Annotated in this window: 13 protein-coding genes and 1 riboswitch; of the genes, 6 read left to right on the top strand and 7 right to left on the bottom strand. The window is 37.3% G+C overall.

The genetic code is table 11. From position 1 onward, the window contains the following. From ABD676_RS07205 to ABD676_RS07195, 3 genes are all read left to right on the top strand, one after another. Complete coding sequence (locus ABD676_RS07205; protein ID WP_344673922.1) at nucleotides 1-975, top strand: fasciclin domain-containing protein; 975 nt, start codon at nucleotides 1-3, stop codon at nucleotides 973-975. 31 nt (nucleotides 976-1,006) lie between these two features. Then, nucleotides 1,007-4,279, top strand: a complete 3,273-nt coding sequence (locus tag ABD676_RS07200; protein WP_344673921.1) for a TonB-dependent receptor — start codon at nucleotides 1,007-1,009, stop codon at nucleotides 4,277-4,279. 158 nt (nucleotides 4,280-4,437) lie between these two features. Next, nucleotides 4,438-4,911 carry a hypothetical protein gene (locus ABD676_RS07195; protein ID WP_344673920.1) on the top strand — a complete coding sequence of 158 codons (474 nt, stop codon included), beginning with the start codon at nucleotides 4,438-4,440 and terminating at the stop codon, nucleotides 4,909-4,911. A 17-nt stretch (nucleotides 4,912-4,928) separates the two neighbouring features. Here the strand turns inward: ABD676_RS07195 and ABD676_RS07190 are convergent, their stop codons facing one another. Continuing rightward, on the bottom strand, nucleotides 4,929-5,648 hold the full coding sequence (locus ABD676_RS07190; RefSeq protein ID WP_344673919.1) for a tetratricopeptide repeat protein: 720 nt from the start codon (nucleotides 5,646-5,648) through the stop codon (nucleotides 4,929-4,931). Continuing rightward, complete coding sequence (locus ABD676_RS07185; RefSeq protein WP_344673918.1) at nucleotides 5,632-6,243, bottom strand: RNA polymerase sigma factor; 612 nt, start codon at nucleotides 6,241-6,243, stop codon at nucleotides 5,632-5,634. Before ABD676_RS07185 ends, ABD676_RS07190 begins: the two co-directional genes overlap by 17 nt. Before the next feature lie 52 nt (nucleotides 6,244-6,295). Here ABD676_RS07185 and ABD676_RS07180 point away from each other — a divergent pair, with 52 nt between their 5' ends. After that, nucleotides 6,296-8,290 (top strand): PKD domain-containing protein, encoded by a 1,995-nt coding sequence (locus ABD676_RS07180; RefSeq protein ID WP_344673917.1) that lies wholly within the window; start codon nucleotides 6,296-6,298, stop codon nucleotides 8,288-8,290. A 104-nt stretch (nucleotides 8,291-8,394) separates the two neighbouring features. After that, on the top strand, nucleotides 8,395-10,848 hold the full coding sequence (locus tag ABD676_RS07175; RefSeq protein WP_344673916.1) for a CHAT domain-containing protein: 2,454 nt from the start codon (nucleotides 8,395-8,397) through the stop codon (nucleotides 10,846-10,848). Between the two features lie 103 nt (nucleotides 10,849-10,951). Here ABD676_RS07175 and ABD676_RS07170 read toward each other — a convergent pair whose 3' ends face one another. The 5 genes from ABD676_RS07170 to ABD676_RS07150 all read right to left on the bottom strand — a co-directional run bounded on the left by ABD676_RS07170 (nucleotide 10,952) and on the right by ABD676_RS07150 (nucleotide 15,543). Beyond that, on the bottom strand, nucleotides 10,952-12,706 hold the full coding sequence (locus tag ABD676_RS07170) for an OmpA family protein (RefSeq protein ID WP_344673915.1): 1,755 nt from the start codon (nucleotides 12,704-12,706) through the stop codon (nucleotides 10,952-10,954). A gap of 237 nt (nucleotides 12,707-12,943) precedes the next feature. Beyond that, a complete protein-coding gene (locus tag ABD676_RS07165) occupies nucleotides 12,944-13,621 on the bottom strand; it encodes a hypothetical protein (RefSeq protein WP_344673914.1) in 678 nt (225 codons plus the stop codon). Further along, nucleotides 13,618-13,956, bottom strand: coding sequence for a PadR family transcriptional regulator (locus ABD676_RS07160; RefSeq protein ID WP_344673913.1), 339 nt, complete (start codon nucleotides 13,954-13,956; stop codon nucleotides 13,618-13,620). Before ABD676_RS07160 ends, ABD676_RS07165 begins: the two co-directional genes overlap by 4 nt. 105 nt (nucleotides 13,957-14,061) lie before the next feature. Next, nucleotides 14,062-14,628, bottom strand: a complete 567-nt coding sequence (locus ABD676_RS07155) for a DUF4256 domain-containing protein (protein WP_344673912.1) — start codon at nucleotides 14,626-14,628, stop codon at nucleotides 14,062-14,064. Between the two features lie 54 nt (nucleotides 14,629-14,682). Further along, complete coding sequence (locus tag ABD676_RS07150; RefSeq protein ID WP_344673911.1) at nucleotides 14,683-15,543, bottom strand: EamA family transporter; 861 nt, start codon at nucleotides 15,541-15,543, stop codon at nucleotides 14,683-14,685. Nucleotides 15,544-16,460: 917 nt separating this feature from the next. Then, nucleotides 16,461-16,559: riboswitch (TPP riboswitch) on the top strand. 65 nt (nucleotides 16,560-16,624) lie between these two features. Between ABD676_RS07150 and thiS the strand changes: the two genes are divergently transcribed. Further along, nucleotides 16,625-16,831: a sulfur carrier protein ThiS gene (thiS, locus tag ABD676_RS07145; protein WP_344673910.1), complete on the top strand. Its 207-nt coding sequence runs from the start codon at nucleotides 16,625-16,627 to the stop codon at nucleotides 16,829-16,831. Nucleotides 16,832-16,839 lie beyond the last annotated feature (8 nt).

The following is a 16,839-nucleotide window of genomic DNA, read 5'->3' as shown; positions in this document are numbered from 1 at the left end:
ATGAAACATTATTCATTATACTCTATTCCATTCCTACTCTTTTTTGCTTACTCATGTAATTCTACAGTTTCAGAAATAGAACCTAAAGATAATAATACTCTACATCAGGTTGTAAGAGATAATTTTGGACTCCAATTTTTGGCGACGTCTTTACATAAAACCGGCATCTCCAAAACACTGATTGAAGCAGGCCCTTTTACTTTACTTGCCTCTTCTGACCAGGCCTTCAAAGATGCAGGCTACAAAGATCCGGCAGCAGTTTATATGGAAGATGCTAGCAAGTTAGAGCTAATCACAAAATACCATATTTTAAAATCTGAATTAATCATTTCTAAGGTAAAAATGGGATATAACCAACCATTAGAAACGCTATTGGGCACCGAAGCTTACTTGAGTAAAGTGTTATATGGAAAAGATACCATGCTAACCATAAACGGAAGCATAGTTCTTCAACTCGATACAAAAGCCTCGAATGGAATGATGCAGGTAATCAATAATCTTTTATTACCCAATGCACACAAAAACCTTCTCGATGGTTTATCAGCTATTTCCGATCTTTCCTTATTCTACCAAGCATTAAAATCTTCTGGCATTACAGAACAATGGAAACCAAATGAAAAATTTACCATTTACGCTCCAAACAATATTGCTATGAGGAATGCTGGTTATTCCAGTTTAGAGCAAATTGTGGAGACACCCAAGGAAAAACTAATTGATTTGGTGGAATGGCATATTTGTAAAGATCAAAAATTCAAACAAGATTATCAGTTTTTAGCTACTGAAGGAAAGGATATCTATTCAGAGAAGTCCCTTAACAACAAAGACATACCTATTAGCATCCAGAATCACTGGAGAGATAGAAGAATAGTTGATAAACTTTCTATGCGAATTGGCTCGCAGTATATCCAGCCAACAAAATATGATATCATTACAGGAACAGGGATAATACACATTATTGGTCGAACATTCAATTAACCTATAAGCGCACAAGAAAATCGAATTTATTATGAATATTTCATATATCTCAACATGGTTGAACAGGCTTCTATTGCTTATTTTTCTAGCAATGGGGCTCTTCAACCTTGCTTATTCACAAGAAACTACCGGTTCCTTATCGGGTAAAACTATCGAAGCCAATGGAACAGCGATAGCCGATGCAACCATTACGGCCATCCACTTACCCTCAGGAACTAAATATGTCCTTTCAACAGATAAAAATGGTCTATATACATTAAATAACCTTCGGATTGGCGGTCCTTATCAATTGACAGCCTCAAGAGTCGGAATGCTCAGTGATGTCAAAGAGGATATCCAAATCCGACTAGGTGGAGCATTAAACATCGACTTTATCCTGAAATCAGAATCCCAACAATTAGAAGAAGTGGTTGTTTCTGTTCGGGCTGCTGGCCAAAGGGCAGATACCTATGGTGCAGGAAAGAATATTTCAGCAGCTGAGGTACAAAGCATGCCAAGTGTATCCAGATCCATTACTGATCTAACCCGTCTAACTCCTCAAAGGAGTCGAGACAACAGTTTTATGGGAACCAACTTCCGCTATAACAATGTCACCATAGATGGAGCAATCAATAACGATGCTATCGGCTTCTCTCCTTCTTTAGGTGGTCAAACTGGTACTTCAGGTCTTGCAGGTAGCTCCACAAGGACCAATCCCATATCCATTGAAGCCATACAAGATATGCAGGTTTACTTAGCTCCTTACGATGTTAAAATTGGAAATTTTACGGGCGGATCTATTAATGCAGTTACCCGATCAGGAACTAACAAAATAGAAGGTTCGGTATATGGTTTTGGTAGAAATGCTTCTTTAACTGGATCTGACAGAGCTGGTAATTTAGGGAAAATGAATGCTGATTTCCACGATTATCAAGCTGGTTTCCGTATCGGATTTCCAATTCTTAAAAACAGGGTATTCTTCTTCTCTAATCAAGAAATCAGCAGAAGAAATGACCCTACCCAATTGTTGGTCGGAAGCAATGAAACTGCAAATATTCTAAGTGCTGCAGATGCGAGCTCCATCATGAACACCGTAAAAACCAGGTATGGCAATATATTCGATGCTGGAACAGCCGATTTGTATACCAATTGGTCAAAGTCTATCAAGTTCTTTAATCGTTTAGATTGGAATATCAATGAGAAGCATCAATTGGCCATCCGTAATAATACCATCCGTAGCTCCGCTAGTCACATGGATAGAGATCAACAGGATTTCCGCTTTTCGAGTATGGCATTTGAACAAACCAATAACCAAAGCTCTACAGTGGCCGAATTGAAAAGTAGGTTTTCTAATTCCGTAAGTGGAAATGCTGTCATTGGTTTTACCTTAGTAAAAGACCGTCGTGATCCTTTATCCGATCCTACCCTACCACAGGTTCAAATACAAGGTAGAAGCCCAGGTACCACTATCTACATCGGTACAGATCGTGAGGCAAGCATCTTTGATCTTCAACAAAAAACTTGGGAGATTACTGCCAATCTGAACTGGAATAAAGGAAACCATAAATTCTTATTTGGCACCCATAACGAGCTTTACAACATCAATTATGGATTTGTTAATGGCTGGAATGGTCGTGTTGATTATAACAGTATAGAAGACTTCATCAGCAATAACCCTTACCGAGTACGTGGTAGTTACAATTATGCGAACAACAGCAGATCTTATATTTTAGACAATCCTGCGGCAAACTTCAACATCAATATGTACAGTTTGTATGCACAGGACGAAATTATGATAAGCGATCGTTTTAGAGTAACACCTGGTATCCGAGCTGATTTTGCTCATTTACCACAAAAACCGGGTGTATCTGACCGCATTAATGCTATTTGGCCAGACCCTAATTTCAATACAACTTATCAGTATTCTCCCGTTAGTCGCATTAACAAAAGTTTCTTAAACAAGGTTCAATTATCACCAAGAATAGGTTTTCGTTGGGAAGTAACAGAAGAACGTGACCTTGTCCTTCGCGGTGGTGCTGGTTTATTTACCGGGCGAATTCCATTTGCTTGGTTGGCTTATGCTTACTACAATACTGGTTTGACCTACGGCGCTTTTGATCAGCGTGTAGACCAGAAACCATTCACACCTGGATCTGATGCCATTAAACCTAGTCAGAATGGATTGGGTGATTTTATTGCACAAAACGGAGCGGTCATTAATGACCGAAATAGCGGCCGTACGCAAGTCGATTTGATCGATAATGGATTTACTATGCCGCAGGTATTTCGTACAAGCCTGGGGATTGATTATGCCTTAGAGAATGGTTGGAAGTTCACTTTCGATGGTATTTATACAAGAAGTATCAGCGATGTGATGTTCCAACAAATCAATAGTAAAGATAGCCCGCTTTGGTATGGCTACGACCAAAACAAAAAACAACCTGTATATAACGGTACTGTCGACAGTAAATTCTCCAACATTTATTTACTCAGCAATACCAACCAGGGTTATCGATATAGCTTAACGGGTTCAATAAGCAAGAATTTCAATCTACTTAGTTTAACGGCAAGTTATACCTTTGGGGAATCCAAAGATCTTTCCAATGGTGTTCGTAATTCCATGGAATCCAATTGGCAGTTAAATCAATCTTTGGTTCCGAACAACCCTAAATTGGCTTACAGTAATTTTGATATTAGACATCGACTTATGTCGAATATCAACTATGATATCCCTTGGAAAAGTGCCGGAAGAACCAATTTAAGCTTATTTTTTTCAGCACAGTCGGGTTCTCCATTTACTTATGGTGTTGTCAACAACAGCATTCAAGGTTTAAGCCAACAAGTTAGTTTGGTCTATATCCCTAAAGTAGAAGAAGCTATTCAGTATTTCAAGGATATTCCATCTGGACAGACAGCAGTACAACAAGCTGCAGCATTCAATCAATTCATCAATTCCAATGATTATTTAAAATCTAGACGTGGACAATTTACAGAACGAAATATGGCCAGAACGCCATGGAATGTTCAAGCAGATTTCCGAATAGCACATGAATTACCTGTTACAAAATCAGGTCAAGCTTTAACTATATCTGCTGATGTCGTAAATGTCACCAACTTAATCAGCAAGACTTGGGGAATTCAATATTTCTCTCCTAATACGTTCAATTCAACCAGTTCTGTGGGTTTAACACCAACACTGTTTCCACCACAACAGAACCAAAATACCTGGCCTGTATTTACTTTCAAAGACCCAGGGACGGCATATAGCATTGATTATTTCAATTCTAGAGCACAAGTGCAATTAGGTGTCAGGTATTCATTTTAGTCTCCAAACTCTCCTTAGTTTTTATATTCCTACTCCGAATCAGTATTTCTGATTCGGAGTTATTTTTATAACAGCTATTTAACAACATATTTACCAACTCCTCAAATTTAAAATAGCAGAAATTTTATTAAATTAGATAAAACTATTAATACAAGAACATGAAAAGCTTTTCTTTAATTATTGGTATTTTCTCACTGTTTGCAAGTCTCTCTTGCCAAGCACAAGAAACTAAACAAACAGAAGAAAAACAAGTTCTGGCCTTTGCCGATTCGGTGGTCAAGTGGATTGAGAAAAAGGACATCAAGACCTTACAATCACGCACCGGAAAAGTAATTGATTGTTATGCCTGTTCAGAAGAATTTACCAAGAAATATGAAGGCTATAAATTTCCAGCTGCTGATTTTTATAAAGAAGAATTTAAGAGGTTGTTTGGTACAGATCTCCTAACAAGGTTGAAACGAAATAAAACAATTTATGTGAAGCAACCTGAAGAAAAGAACCTACATGTAGTTTATTATACCATCTTCAACAAAGATGAAGCTGCACCAGGTCATGAAGGTGGACAATTCGGCATTTGGGTAACTAAGGAAAATGGTCAATATAAAATCTATGGTTTTGATACTATCCCTTAGATTCTAAGACCTATAATTTATTTCAACCTTTTCAACAACTCCTTAGCTTTAGGAAAAATCTTACTTGTTGTTTGAATATTAGCTAACCTTTCCCTGGCTTCATCATCTTGTCCTAATTCGTGATAGGCAACCGCAACATAATAATTCGCATCTTGTTGAAAGATGGATTCCCCATCAGCAACGCGATTTAAAACCCCTACAGATTCTCGATATTTTCCCTCACCCAATTTACTTAGCCCCAAATAATAAGCATACTGTACTACATCAGGATTTTCATCTGTTAAGGACTGAAGCACTGAAGAACTATGAGCATATTCTTTAGCATTAAATGCTTTAACTGCTTCCTCATAGGTTAATAGTTTGGGGCTCTCTTGACCACGAACAATCTCTGACCGCATCTCTGGTATTTCATAATAGCGAGCAGCTGGGAATAGAAATACTTTAGCAATCACCAATAAACAGGCTGCAGCAACGATCGGAATAATCCATTTCCGCCAATGAACAACAGTACCTTTTTGTTTCGATCTGTAGTCTTGTTCTACAGATGTTAAAGTCCTACGAAGTTCGTCCTCCTTTGAAATCAATCGATCTGCAAGGGAAGCATGTATTTGTTGTTGCAGGTTCAACTCTTCTCTAAAAGTCTCATCTCCTGCGAATAAGGCATCAAATTCTTTTTGATCAGCATCGGTTAAAACCTGATCAATATAATCTTGAATTAATTCATCCCTTGTTTTCATGATTGATTAATTTAAAAAATGGATGGCTCCTCATCCTTTCGCTCAATTTAGCCATACATTCACTTTTCTTTTTCCTCAGATAGGCATAACTCAACCCCAATGCTTCAGCTATTTTCTCCTGATTTTTAGATAGCATACATCGTTTGATAATCTCTTGACATCGCTCACCAAGGCTATCTAATTGTTCCATTAGAATACGTTCTTGCTCCACTTTAACCAGATGCTCTGTATATAAAGCCTCTGATTCATCCTCACTGTTAAATAAACTTTCTTCTGAATTTGTTACCTCCAATTGTTTACTTTTTTTCAAATGGTTCAACCATTTCCGTTTTGCAACCATTAATACAAATGATTCGATGGAGGTCGTCAATTGAAAATTCCTATCCCTTGCCATGTGATAGATATCAACCAAGGACTCCTGAATCATGTCATAGCCATCATCTTCAGAACCTGAATTCTGTTGGATCATTCGAAGGACTTTAGGAGCACATCGATCGTAAATCTGTTGAATTCCAACATGATTATTCGCTAAAAGAGAAACTATTAACTGTTGATCAGGATGCATATATTGGTTAGTATTTCGTAAATTTATCATTATTACTGGAGAATACTAACCATTATCTAGAAAAAACCACCAATTAAAACCAATGAAGAAATTCTATTTTCTGCTGATCTGTCTATTGTTCGTTGGCTCAGCAATGGCCCAAGACTCTCTTATTGTTAGGCAGGACACCTTCCCTTCTCGAATTGAAACTCAATATTTAGATTCTACCATAAAATTCAAACCCGTAATCCGTCCTTTAGTACCAATACCTGGAGGCAGACAGGCATATTTCACCTATTTATGGGATTTTGGAGATGGAAATTTCAGCACCAAAGAATCTCCAGAGCATCAATATGCTAAAGCTGGAGAATACGATGTTTCCCTTTATATTGTCAACAATTACGATAATGGTCCTAGACCAAAAAAACCAAAAACAAAGGTTCAGGTGGAAAGTAGAATGGCAAGCAACCAAAAAGCACCCAATACATTTGAACAACAATTTTTCAAATCCAATGGTATCTTCCAATTATTTAAGAATGCAAACGCTGTTCCTGGTGAAGATATGTCGCTTGTAGTAGGTGTGAAACCGACGAGCAATAAAGGAACAGTGCTCATTCTAACGAATGAAAAGTTGATCAATCCTACTGGATTTCTAGTGGCAAATCAAAGCAAATACCATCAAGAAAGAATAATTCCAGTAGAACATACAAAGGATCTCCAACGTTTATGGGCAAATGTCAAAGGCACCAGTATTACGCAAAGTGGCAGTCCTGATTATGGTACTATAGAAGAAATCCAATTTAAACCGGGCGAAGCCAACAAGTTTTTCACTGATTTAATAGAGGAATACAATACCGTATCACAATATGAAATTGACGGGAATACCAATGAAACACAATTCTCCATCATTAATCTTGATATTACCCCAGAGATGCTGGCAGACACTAACGCTATTGTGACCCTAACTGGTATTTACCTAGCAGATGGAAAAGACCCAGTAATTCATAAACTCGATGTTCCTATTATTAAGTCCCATGATCCGAATAAAATGTCTGTCAGACCTGCATTAGTTGATTACAGGATACAGTTCAAAAAGAAAAAACTAACGTATAAAGTACAATTTCAAAATGATGGAGAGGGTGATGCCAAAAACATCCGTTTGGAAATGTTCTTTCCCCAGCAAATCAATACCAGAAGTTTTAAATTATTGAACCTTTACCCGGAATGCGATACATGTAAGTCACCGACTGATCTAGGTTGCTATTCTTTTGAATTTGTTGATGAAAACAAGATTGTTTTTCATTTCAAAGGTATTGCATTGCCTGGCACAGCATCCCCTACTTTAACAGATCAGGATAGCAGTAAAGGTTTTATACGTTTCACTTTAGAGACACATAAAAAGCTTCAGAAAAAATCCCTACCAAGTTATACCAATATATACTTTGACAAGAATGAACCTATACGCACCAACCAAGCTACCATGCGGTTCAGACCTGGTTTGTCGCCCATTGTTTTCTTAGGATTAAATGCTCCGGCAAAAGCCGCAAATGATGAGATAGGTCGTTTAACCAAAGGCCTGAGTATAGGTGTTGGCCTAGCTCCCATTGCTCCATACAAACGACCCTATTGGCAGGTCGAACTTTATGCAAGTACCTTTGGATCTGAATTTAACCAACAAAACATTGCTAAGCAAGGTGAAATCCAGGTGCCAGATGAAAGAGGTAACCTCCAGTACCGAAAATTCAGCGGTATGGACTCCTCTTCTAATAAGAAATATATCTCCTTGCAATTGCCCGTTCAAATACGGTATAATATAAGTCGGTATATCTCTGCTGGAGTGGGTGCATTGGTAAAAACCAATATCAATTACCATCGTGAAGAAGCTATAACGTATCATATTCCAGATGCCGCTGGAACGACTTCTGCTTATACGATAAACAACCAAGTCGCTAAGGAAAAAAGATCAGCCTTATTATTTGCTCCTCTGGTCGACCTCAATATTGGCCGAGCATATTTAGGTCCTGCTCTCGGAATTCGATACCAATACGATAAAACATATAAAAATAACATCAACTTGTATTTAATGTGGCGATTATAAGATCCATTTTATTCGTTTTAATTTCTTGCTTTTGTTTCTCCTGTTCAAACAAATCACCGGAAACTCAAACAAAATCTCCTAAGGATAGTGTTTCAAGTGTATTATTGGACTCATTAGGGGAAATTGCATACGACCATTTTGAAACCTACAAAGACAACCCAGAGGCGTTTCTGATGCCTCTACAAAATAAAGTATTCACAAAGGATCAAGCAGACACATATTCTTGGATATTGATCAATATGGGATACAATTTCCAAAGCCATAGTCGTATATTAACGAGCAGTAGGTATTATGAACAAGCATTATTACAAGACCAAAAAATCCAAAGCCTTTCAGAAGTAGATAGATTGACCTACCTGATAAAACCACTCGCTAATAATTACAGTATGCTTGGAGATTATAAGAAGTCTGAGCGCTTACAACTTCAAGCTGTTAAAGAAAGTAAAGATTCGACCTTAAAAGCATCTTTCTTAAACAATTTATTATTGATGTACCTACATAGCAATCAAGTAAACCTCGCCATCCAAACAGGATTGGAAGGATTAAAACTATTAGCTAAGCCTAATTACCTCCATATCCACTTATACAATGGTCTCGCACAAGCCTATCAAGAAAAAAATCTAATAGACTCCTCCCAATATTATAATCAACAAGCTTTAAAATACAGCAACAATTTAGCACCAAACGAACAAGTGAAAGCAGCTTATATAGCTGCACTAAGCCAACAAATTAACCTGCAACAATTAGATGAAAAGCATCCTACCTCCAAACCTTTAATACTTAAAGCACTTCAATTGGAATTGCAAAATTTTCCAAATTCCAGATTTAGGGAAAAGGCTGATCTATTTCACAAATTAGCTAAAAACGAACTATCAGGTGGAAATAAGAATACAGCCATTAAGAGTCTTTGGAAAGCTAAGGACCTTCTAAAAAGTCAAGTAAACGACTATGGACAATCTACCTACAACCTCATCAATATCTATAGAGACTTAGGAACCATTTACAGCAAATCCACTATTGATAGTAGTCTCTATTACTATCAACTCGCACTTCAACAGGACTTTGCTTTTCAACAAAACAGCAGTGGAAAGGAAAATCACCTAAGTGCTAATATTTGGAACAGAACTTTAATGCAAGAGATCCTGGATAATTTACCTGATCCAAAATCTCTACGACAGGAACAGCTATTCCAATTAATCTGGTTTATGGAATTATCAAAAGGAAGGCTTTTATGGAACGATATTATCCGGTCCAACGATTGGCAAAATGACAGTTTACAAGTGAACACCGAAAGCCAACAATTACAAGCTTTATATCAACAAAAAGATCGACTAATAGACTCCATCGAGATTAAAGAAACCGACGAGAAAATTAAAGCATTGTTGACTAAATTTGAATTAGAAGAGCAGTATTTTTTAAACAGACGGAAAATGCCCTCTTTTGAAAAATTCCTTAATAACCTAAAGACCTATAAAGGACAGCAATATGCTTATTTCATTCAATTGGATCATAGCATCTCTATATTTAGGATAGATGCAGGTCAGATTCAATATTTCCACCTAAAAGAACCTAAGTTTATCACTGATTTACTCCATTTTAAGGAGACTTATTTTAGCAATTCCCCACATGCATTTAATAGCAATCCTAAAAAATATTTTCAATCTGCACAGCAATTGAAACAGGCATTGCTTCCAATGTTAGCTAGCAACAAAAAACAAATCAAACTATCTTTGGATAATGAGTTACATGTGCTGCCTTTTGATGCTTTATATGATGAGAAGGAATATTTAATCCAAAAGCATGACATTCAATATGTTCCTTCACTCCTTGCTTTTGATCTGTTCGATCAAAGGTCATTTAATAATTTGACCCTGAATATTCTCTATAGGGAAAAATACAATCCCCCATTGGTGGATTTACCCTTTGTTCACAAAGAGGTCCAGAACCTCAAACAGCATTATGAAGCTAAGCTTTTCGATTTTAAGGATTTAAATCCAGACCGTATGGCTGAAATATGGAATGCTAAGGGAATCATCCATATCGCTGCACATAGTATCGTTGAAGAGAATGGGGAAGCAAAACTCTTATTGAAACAACCCATTTCAACCGACCAATTAAGGTACTTTTCCATGCAGGCACCTTTAGTCGTTTTGTCGGCTTGCAATACCGCCTCTGGTGAACTTCTACCTTCCGAAGGATTAGCAAGTATTAATCGAGCATTTCTAAGTAAGGGTATCCCTGGCGTATTGGCCACCCACTGGTATGCTAATGATGCTGTTATGCTCGATATGACAGATAAATTCTATCAACAATTATTACGCACAAAGAGTCCCGTACAAGCACTTTCAAATGCCAAAAGACAATTCCTCCTTGAACAAGACGAAACGATGTCAAACCCTTGGTATTGGGCAAATATGGTCTATACTGGCCTGGATACAACAATAGACCTGCAGCAAGCTACAGGTCTATCTCCAGTTTATCACTGGTTGGCTATCATTTTTACTATAATCCTAATCCTTTATTTGTTTCAACGCTTAAGGAAGACAGATCTTAAGTAAGTATCGAAAATATCCGATCACAAATAGCGTCAAGGAGATCCGCTCAGGTTGCATATCATCGATCTGCAAATCCTTATTTTCCTTGGGTTCCATATCATTTAATTTAATATGCCAATACTTTGATCTCTGTTCTGCGGTTCTCCTGATGTTGTTCTTCTGAACAGTCAACACCATTGCCACAGTTATTCAACAAACGCGATTCACCATATCCCTTAGCTTGTAATCTATTTCTTTCAATACCTTTACTTACTAGATAAGCTACTGCAGATTCTGCACGTTGCTGCGATAAACGCTGATTGTAAGCATCATTACCACGGCTATCGGTATGAGAAGACAATTCGATTTTTAGGCTCGGATTCTGTTTCATAATCGAAACTACATTATCTAAGATCACTGCAGCATCCGATCGAATATTTGCCTTATCAAAATCATAATGTATATTTTTCAGCACCCAATTTCCTCCTGCAACCAAATTACATACCCCAAGTTTTAAGGTGACATATAAGGTTTTGCTACGGTCCAAACCTTGGGTAGAAACCATTTCTGTTTGTGAATAGCGACCAGATTGATTGGCAACTATAGTATAATCAGCACGTTGATCCAATTGGTAAATAAACTTACCTTCCTTATCAGAAGTCTGACTCATATTGCTTTTATTGCTACTATTTGTCAATACAGTTGCGATATTCGGAAGAATCTGATTCTTGTCGCAATCAACAGTTTCCCCAATCAAGGTAAATCTAGGGTCATCATGAAAAATTTCTCGATAAATAACTGCATCATGTCCTGTAAAATCATTTGCTGATATGGTCATTAGATCAGTTTTAATACCATTTTTTTCTCCTACTATCTTATATTCTCCAGCCTGAGCGTTATTTATTCTCGCAATCTCTCCATTGGCATTGGAAGTCTCCTTATTGGAGTAATTTGCTGATTCCACAGAAACAGTTACTCCACTCAACGCTATGCCTGTTTGCTTATCCTTTACTACGATTTGAATACTTTTCGACTGTGGTTTTACAGCTGGTACTACCGTCTCTATTGGTCTCTCCACAACAGGTTTCTCTGCTGATTTTCGACCAAGGATATATTTAACACCAACGCCAATATTTAAACTTTGATATGGTGTCTTCGAGGGACTAAAAGTTTCTTCATAATGATCTAAAAAGTTATTGACAAAGGTCTTTGATTCTATAGCAGTACCTGCTGCAATTCGTTCTTCTACTGCAAATTTGGAAGCTTTCTTTCCAAACTTAGTTCCAAAGGATTGCATATAATCGGCTTGAGCAAAAAGCGCTAAGTTATCCGATAGCAAGTAGTTAAAGCGTAATCCCGCCAAACCTAACCAAGCATTCGCTTTATTACTGGCATCATTCGTAGTCTGTTTCAATGGAATTACTATCGAGTTGCCCTTAGCATCATCATAATGCAAACTCTTCACATATTCCGGAAAGCGCTGCATTAAAATACCTCCGCGTAAGAATGCCTCCAATTGAAAACTTCCTTCTTCATACTTATAGGTAGGGCCAAAGGTGAAATCCATATGCTCAAACTTCGCCTTATTTTTATAGCTTGTTTCGATAAATCCATTTTCAAAAAACATGCTGTCCTCCCTAACTAATCCATGCGACAATAAACGTGCATCGACTCCTAAGCCAAAGCGATTGCCTGAAAAGTATTTATCCATAAATAGACCACCAAAATAACCAGTTTTAGTCTGTCCTATGGACTTATAGGTCCCCATGGGAAAGGAACCTCCACCAAATACGCCAATCTGAAAATCACCAGATTCTTTTACTTGAGCCATCCCAAGGATCGCTAAAGTCATCATCATCATTGAAAGTAAAAATCGTTTCATAACTAATAATCTTTAAGTGTATAATTCTGTTATCTTTTACAGCTATATCAACACTATCCAGATTATGTTACCCCCCTGATGAAAATTATTTTATTTTTTTTATTATTCGACCAACAAAAAACACGGATAAGACAGCTTACCCGTGTTTTTTTATAAATGTGATTAAAAAGAAATTTTACAACCTAATCAATTTCAAAGGGAGATTGAACTAAAAAACATATCCTACATTCACACTATCTAGGAATAATAAGTCTCCAATTCCATTTCATCCACTCGGTTTACTATTGATTTTAAATTTCTCTCAAAAATTGTTAATAGTGCGTAACTAAAATAAGTAACTAAAAACACAAAGAAATGATAAATATTTACTGGGAGAATCTCGCCTATCCATCCTGACATTAACAAAACAGAACTGCCAAACATTAAAGGAATCATCAGCCCTAAATAACCTCGATATAGCATGTATTTATTATATATGGGACGATATTTGAATATATAAACCAAGGTCATCAGAATTAAAATCACAACTGCACCTAATATAAATCCATCCCAGAAAGGAGTTCTATCTGCCGGAATAAAATAGCCAAACAAAGAAAAATAGATGATAAAAATAATACTATACCATCCCTTCATATATTTCCATAATTCAGCAGGTAGCTTATGTAAGAATTTACGATTCAATCCCCAACCATAGGAATCAGCAATTTCAGAAAATCCGTAAATGCCAAAACTAGAATACGCTTTATCCATTGCTTCCGATAATACCAAATGCTGATTTGAACTCATCAAATCCTCCACCTTACAAGCAAAGTGATCTAATATTTCCAATTGTACATCCACATATGGGTGACCTTTTTTCTCGATAAAGGAAAGTAAAGTCTTTAATTCTGCTTTGTTTAATTTCTTGCTTATCATGAGAGGCTTGGTTTTGAGTTAAGAATCAATTGTAATTTTTCAACAAAGGTCAAGGCATCCTGTACCTTACTAACTTGCTCCTTTTGTCCAAATTCAGTTAAGGAATAATACTTTCTGGCTCGTCCATCCACTATTACAGAATCCGTTTGAAGGTATCCATCAGCTTCTAGTTTATGTAAGGCTGGATATAAAGCACCTTCTGTCAAAATGAACTCTCCCGCTGTCAACTGCTTTACCTGCTGCGTAATTTCATAACCATACATCTTGTCCTTATCGGATAATAATTTCAAAATAATAGTCTGTAATGTCCCTTTCAATAACTTAGAATCCTTCATTTTCAACAATTAGTATTTCAAATATACATAATTTTCTTATGTATATAGGATAAAGCAAAAAAATACCGATTATTAAAATCGGTAAGCTTAAATACTTTAAAATTCTTAATCCAATAGCAATTTAGCACGGAATCCTCGAGCAGCATAATAAGACTCTGCACCATTATGATAGATGAAAACTCGGTCGTATCGTCTATCCCCAAATATAGCTCCTCCTAATTTCCTAACCTCTGCAGGAGTCTGAAGCCAACTACTGGTTTTCAAATCAAACTTTTCAATTGCCTGTAATGCCTTGAACTCTTCTTCCGTTAGAATGGATACAAAAAATTCTTCAGCCATTGCCTCCGCACTAAATTTCGGTTTATGTTCTTTACGAGTTTCCAAAGCCAATTGATCATAACAACAGCTTCTCCTACCCTTAGGGCTTTCAGCTGAACAATCAATATAGCACAAGCTTGAACTATCAGCGTTTAAGACCACCACGTCTGGCTCACCCCCAGTCTCTTCCATACGTTGTAATGACCATAGCTTGTTTGCATCAGAATTCAATTTTTCCAACACATCATCCCATTTTATATGGGCATGGCGGTGCATATTTTTCTCAAACCGTTGTTGTAATATTTGAATTAATTTATCGGATTCCTCTTCGGTTAATAGTTTTATATTACTCATGTTAGCTATTTATGATAGGTTAATGTGAATCGAATTTAGCAAAAAATACATTTATTATTGAGGTTTAACAGCAGTTTTCTTTCCGAAAACTGTCGTGCCCATACTTGCTAAAACCACACATCCCACCGATAGCCATTGCAATAAACTGAGGTTTTCACTCAAGAACAATAATCCTGATAAAGCACCAAATGCCGGTTGTAAACTCGTAAGAATACTGAAAGTTTTAGCAGGTAATCTGCCCAATGCGATCATATCCAAAGAGAAAGGCAAGGCACTGGAAAATATAGCCACTCCTAGTCCTTTTAGGAAAAGTTCGGGAGTTAAAGACATGATGGAACCATCCCATAAAGCAAATGGAATGATGAAAGCCGTAGCGATCAACATGCCCGTACTAACCGCATGCCTGCCATCCATAATTTTGGATACTTTCCCGCCTATAATGATGTAGACAGCCCAAAATGTACCAGCAGTAAAAGCCAATAGCAATCCAATGACATCAATATCATTACTATTCCAAGGCACAATCAATAATATCCCTATACATGCGAGTGAAGCCCAAAGGACATCGAGCCATCGCCTTGATAAAGCAAATGCCAAGAATAGCGGACCAATAAATTCAATTGTCACTCCCAGGCCTAAAGGTATCCGCTGTATGGCCATATAAAAGATAAGGTTCATGGCAGCAATCCCTAAACCGTATATAGCACAATAAAACCATTGTTTAGCATTGAAAGAAAATATTGGAGGGCGATTAATCAGGTATAAAAGAATGGCAGATAAACCAATACGTAAGGTAGTCGTTCCAATCGGACCAATGGCAGGAAACAATTGCTTGGCAATCGAAGCGCCACCCTGTACACAAACCATGGATAAAAGCGCTGCAGCAACAGCAATATTAGTGGATTTTAACTTCATCTTTAGGGGTTTGCAGCATATTAACTCTTGGGTCCAAATACTGGATCTTACAAATTCTGATGCATCGCAAATATATCAATTAAAGGCAATTTCCAAATCTTTTAATAATTCCAATTTTTTATACTAACGTTACGTTTTACGCGGGCAGAAATTCCGCTTCGCTTAGTGCTGCCCCTACGCAGGGTTGCTATTAACTATCCACTATCGAACTATCTAGATAGCACGTTAGATAGGCGCGGTTCTAAGTGAGTTTGAAAGAAGGAGATTTATCTCCGAGGAGAACGAACAGCATGTCCGCCCGATTTTAGATAACAGATAATGGACACCAGCTATTAGACCAATTGAGCTGTAAAGAGTATAGGTTGAGCGGTCGATGCATGCATCGACCCTACAAACAATCGTGAAAATATTGGCAATTATTACCATAACTGTAGGGTCGAAGCATGCTTCGACCGTTATCCAAAATCCAACTTATCTTCCCCTCAAAAAACCTAAAATCTGGTGTCTTTCGTCTGTTGTCTCATCGTCTACTATCTCACATCTACATAGCGTACCGGTATCATATCTCACATCTATTTCTGTTGTCTTTTGTATGATGTCTAACCGTCTCTTACAGAGGTTTGATTCGCCACTCTTACGGATCTCCTTCGGAACTTGTTCGGAACTCCTTCGGATCTCGTTCGGTTCCGACCGAACGAGATCCGAACAAGATCCATATCAGATCCCTAGAAATTCCCTTAGAGTCTCGAATGAAACTCAAGGATAAATCCACTCATAATCTTATGAAAACATACAGAATTTCTTGGCAACATACATTGGTGAAACTTTAGCATCCAATTCAAAGTCACTGTTTTCAGAGGCTACTTCTTAATTCCATCCTTAACATTTTTAATTTTAAATAATAATCCATAGCTTCGTAGAAACTTTAGGGGTGTCTGCAAGTGTTGCGGGCTGAGATATTACCCTTTGAACCTGATCTAAGTCATATTAGCGTAGGGAAAAGTAAGAGCTCATCATGGGTGTGAATCTGCACCACTGAAGGCGTTCCTAAAGTTTATTAATTCTACTAATAAACGAAGGAATGGAAATCAGTATCAATCAACAAAAGAAACAATTTACAGAGGCTCCAGCCAATCTTGCGATACTTTTGGAGAAGGAATTCCCTGACTTAAAAGGAGGAATTGCTGTTGCACTCAACAATCGTGTCATCCCCAAAGACCAATGGTCCAACACTACCCTACAAGCAGAAGATCAAATTCTAATCATAAAAGCCACCCAAGGTGGTTAACCTATCCA

The sequence above is a fragment of the Sphingobacterium kyonggiense genome (assembly GCF_039536825.1).
In the GTDB taxonomy this organism is placed as follows: Bacteria; Bacteroidota; Bacteroidia; order Sphingobacteriales; family Sphingobacteriaceae; genus Sphingobacterium; species Sphingobacterium kyonggiense.
Note: the sequence above shows the minus strand (reverse complement) of the source record. Positions and strands in the feature narration are given on the sequence as shown.

What these genes read in the sequence shown, in the direction of transcription:
- ABD676_RS07205 (WP_344673922.1), top strand. Translation starts at nt 1, where the DNA reads ATGAAACATTATTCATTATACTCTATTCCATTCCTACTCTTTTTTGCT.
- ABD676_RS07200 (WP_344673921.1), top strand. Translation starts at nt 1,007, where the DNA reads ATGAATATTTCATATATCTCAACATGGTTGAACAGGCTTCTATTGCTT.
- ABD676_RS07195 (WP_344673920.1), top strand. Translation starts at nt 4,438, where the DNA reads ATGAAAAGCTTTTCTTTAATTATTGGTATTTTCTCACTGTTTGCAAGT.
- ABD676_RS07190 (WP_344673919.1), bottom strand. Translation starts at nt 5,648, where the DNA reads ATGAAAACAAGGGATGAATTAATTCAAGATTATATTGATCAGGTTTTA.
- ABD676_RS07185 (WP_344673918.1), bottom strand. Translation starts at nt 6,243, where the DNA reads ATGATAAATTTACGAAATACTAACCAATATATGCATCCTGATCAACAG.
- ABD676_RS07180 (WP_344673917.1), top strand. Translation starts at nt 6,296, where the DNA reads ATGAAGAAATTCTATTTTCTGCTGATCTGTCTATTGTTCGTTGGCTCA.
- ABD676_RS07170 (WP_344673915.1), bottom strand. Translation starts at nt 12,706, where the DNA reads ATGAAACGATTTTTACTTTCAATGATGATGATGACTTTAGCGATCCTT.
- ABD676_RS07165 (WP_344673914.1), bottom strand. Translation starts at nt 13,621, where the DNA reads ATGATAAGCAAGAAATTAAACAAAGCAGAATTAAAGACTTTACTTTCC.
- ABD676_RS07160 (WP_344673913.1), bottom strand. Translation starts at nt 13,956, where the DNA reads ATGAAGGATTCTAAGTTATTGAAAGGGACATTACAGACTATTATTTTG.
- ABD676_RS07155 (WP_344673912.1), bottom strand. Translation starts at nt 14,628, where the DNA reads ATGAGTAATATAAAACTATTAACCGAAGAGGAATCCGATAAATTAATT.
- ABD676_RS07150 (WP_344673911.1), bottom strand. Translation starts at nt 15,543, where the DNA reads ATGAAGTTAAAATCCACTAATATTGCTGTTGCTGCAGCGCTTTTATCC.
- thiS (WP_344673910.1), top strand. Translation starts at nt 16,625, where the DNA reads ATGGAAATCAGTATCAATCAACAAAAGAAACAATTTACAGAGGCTCCA.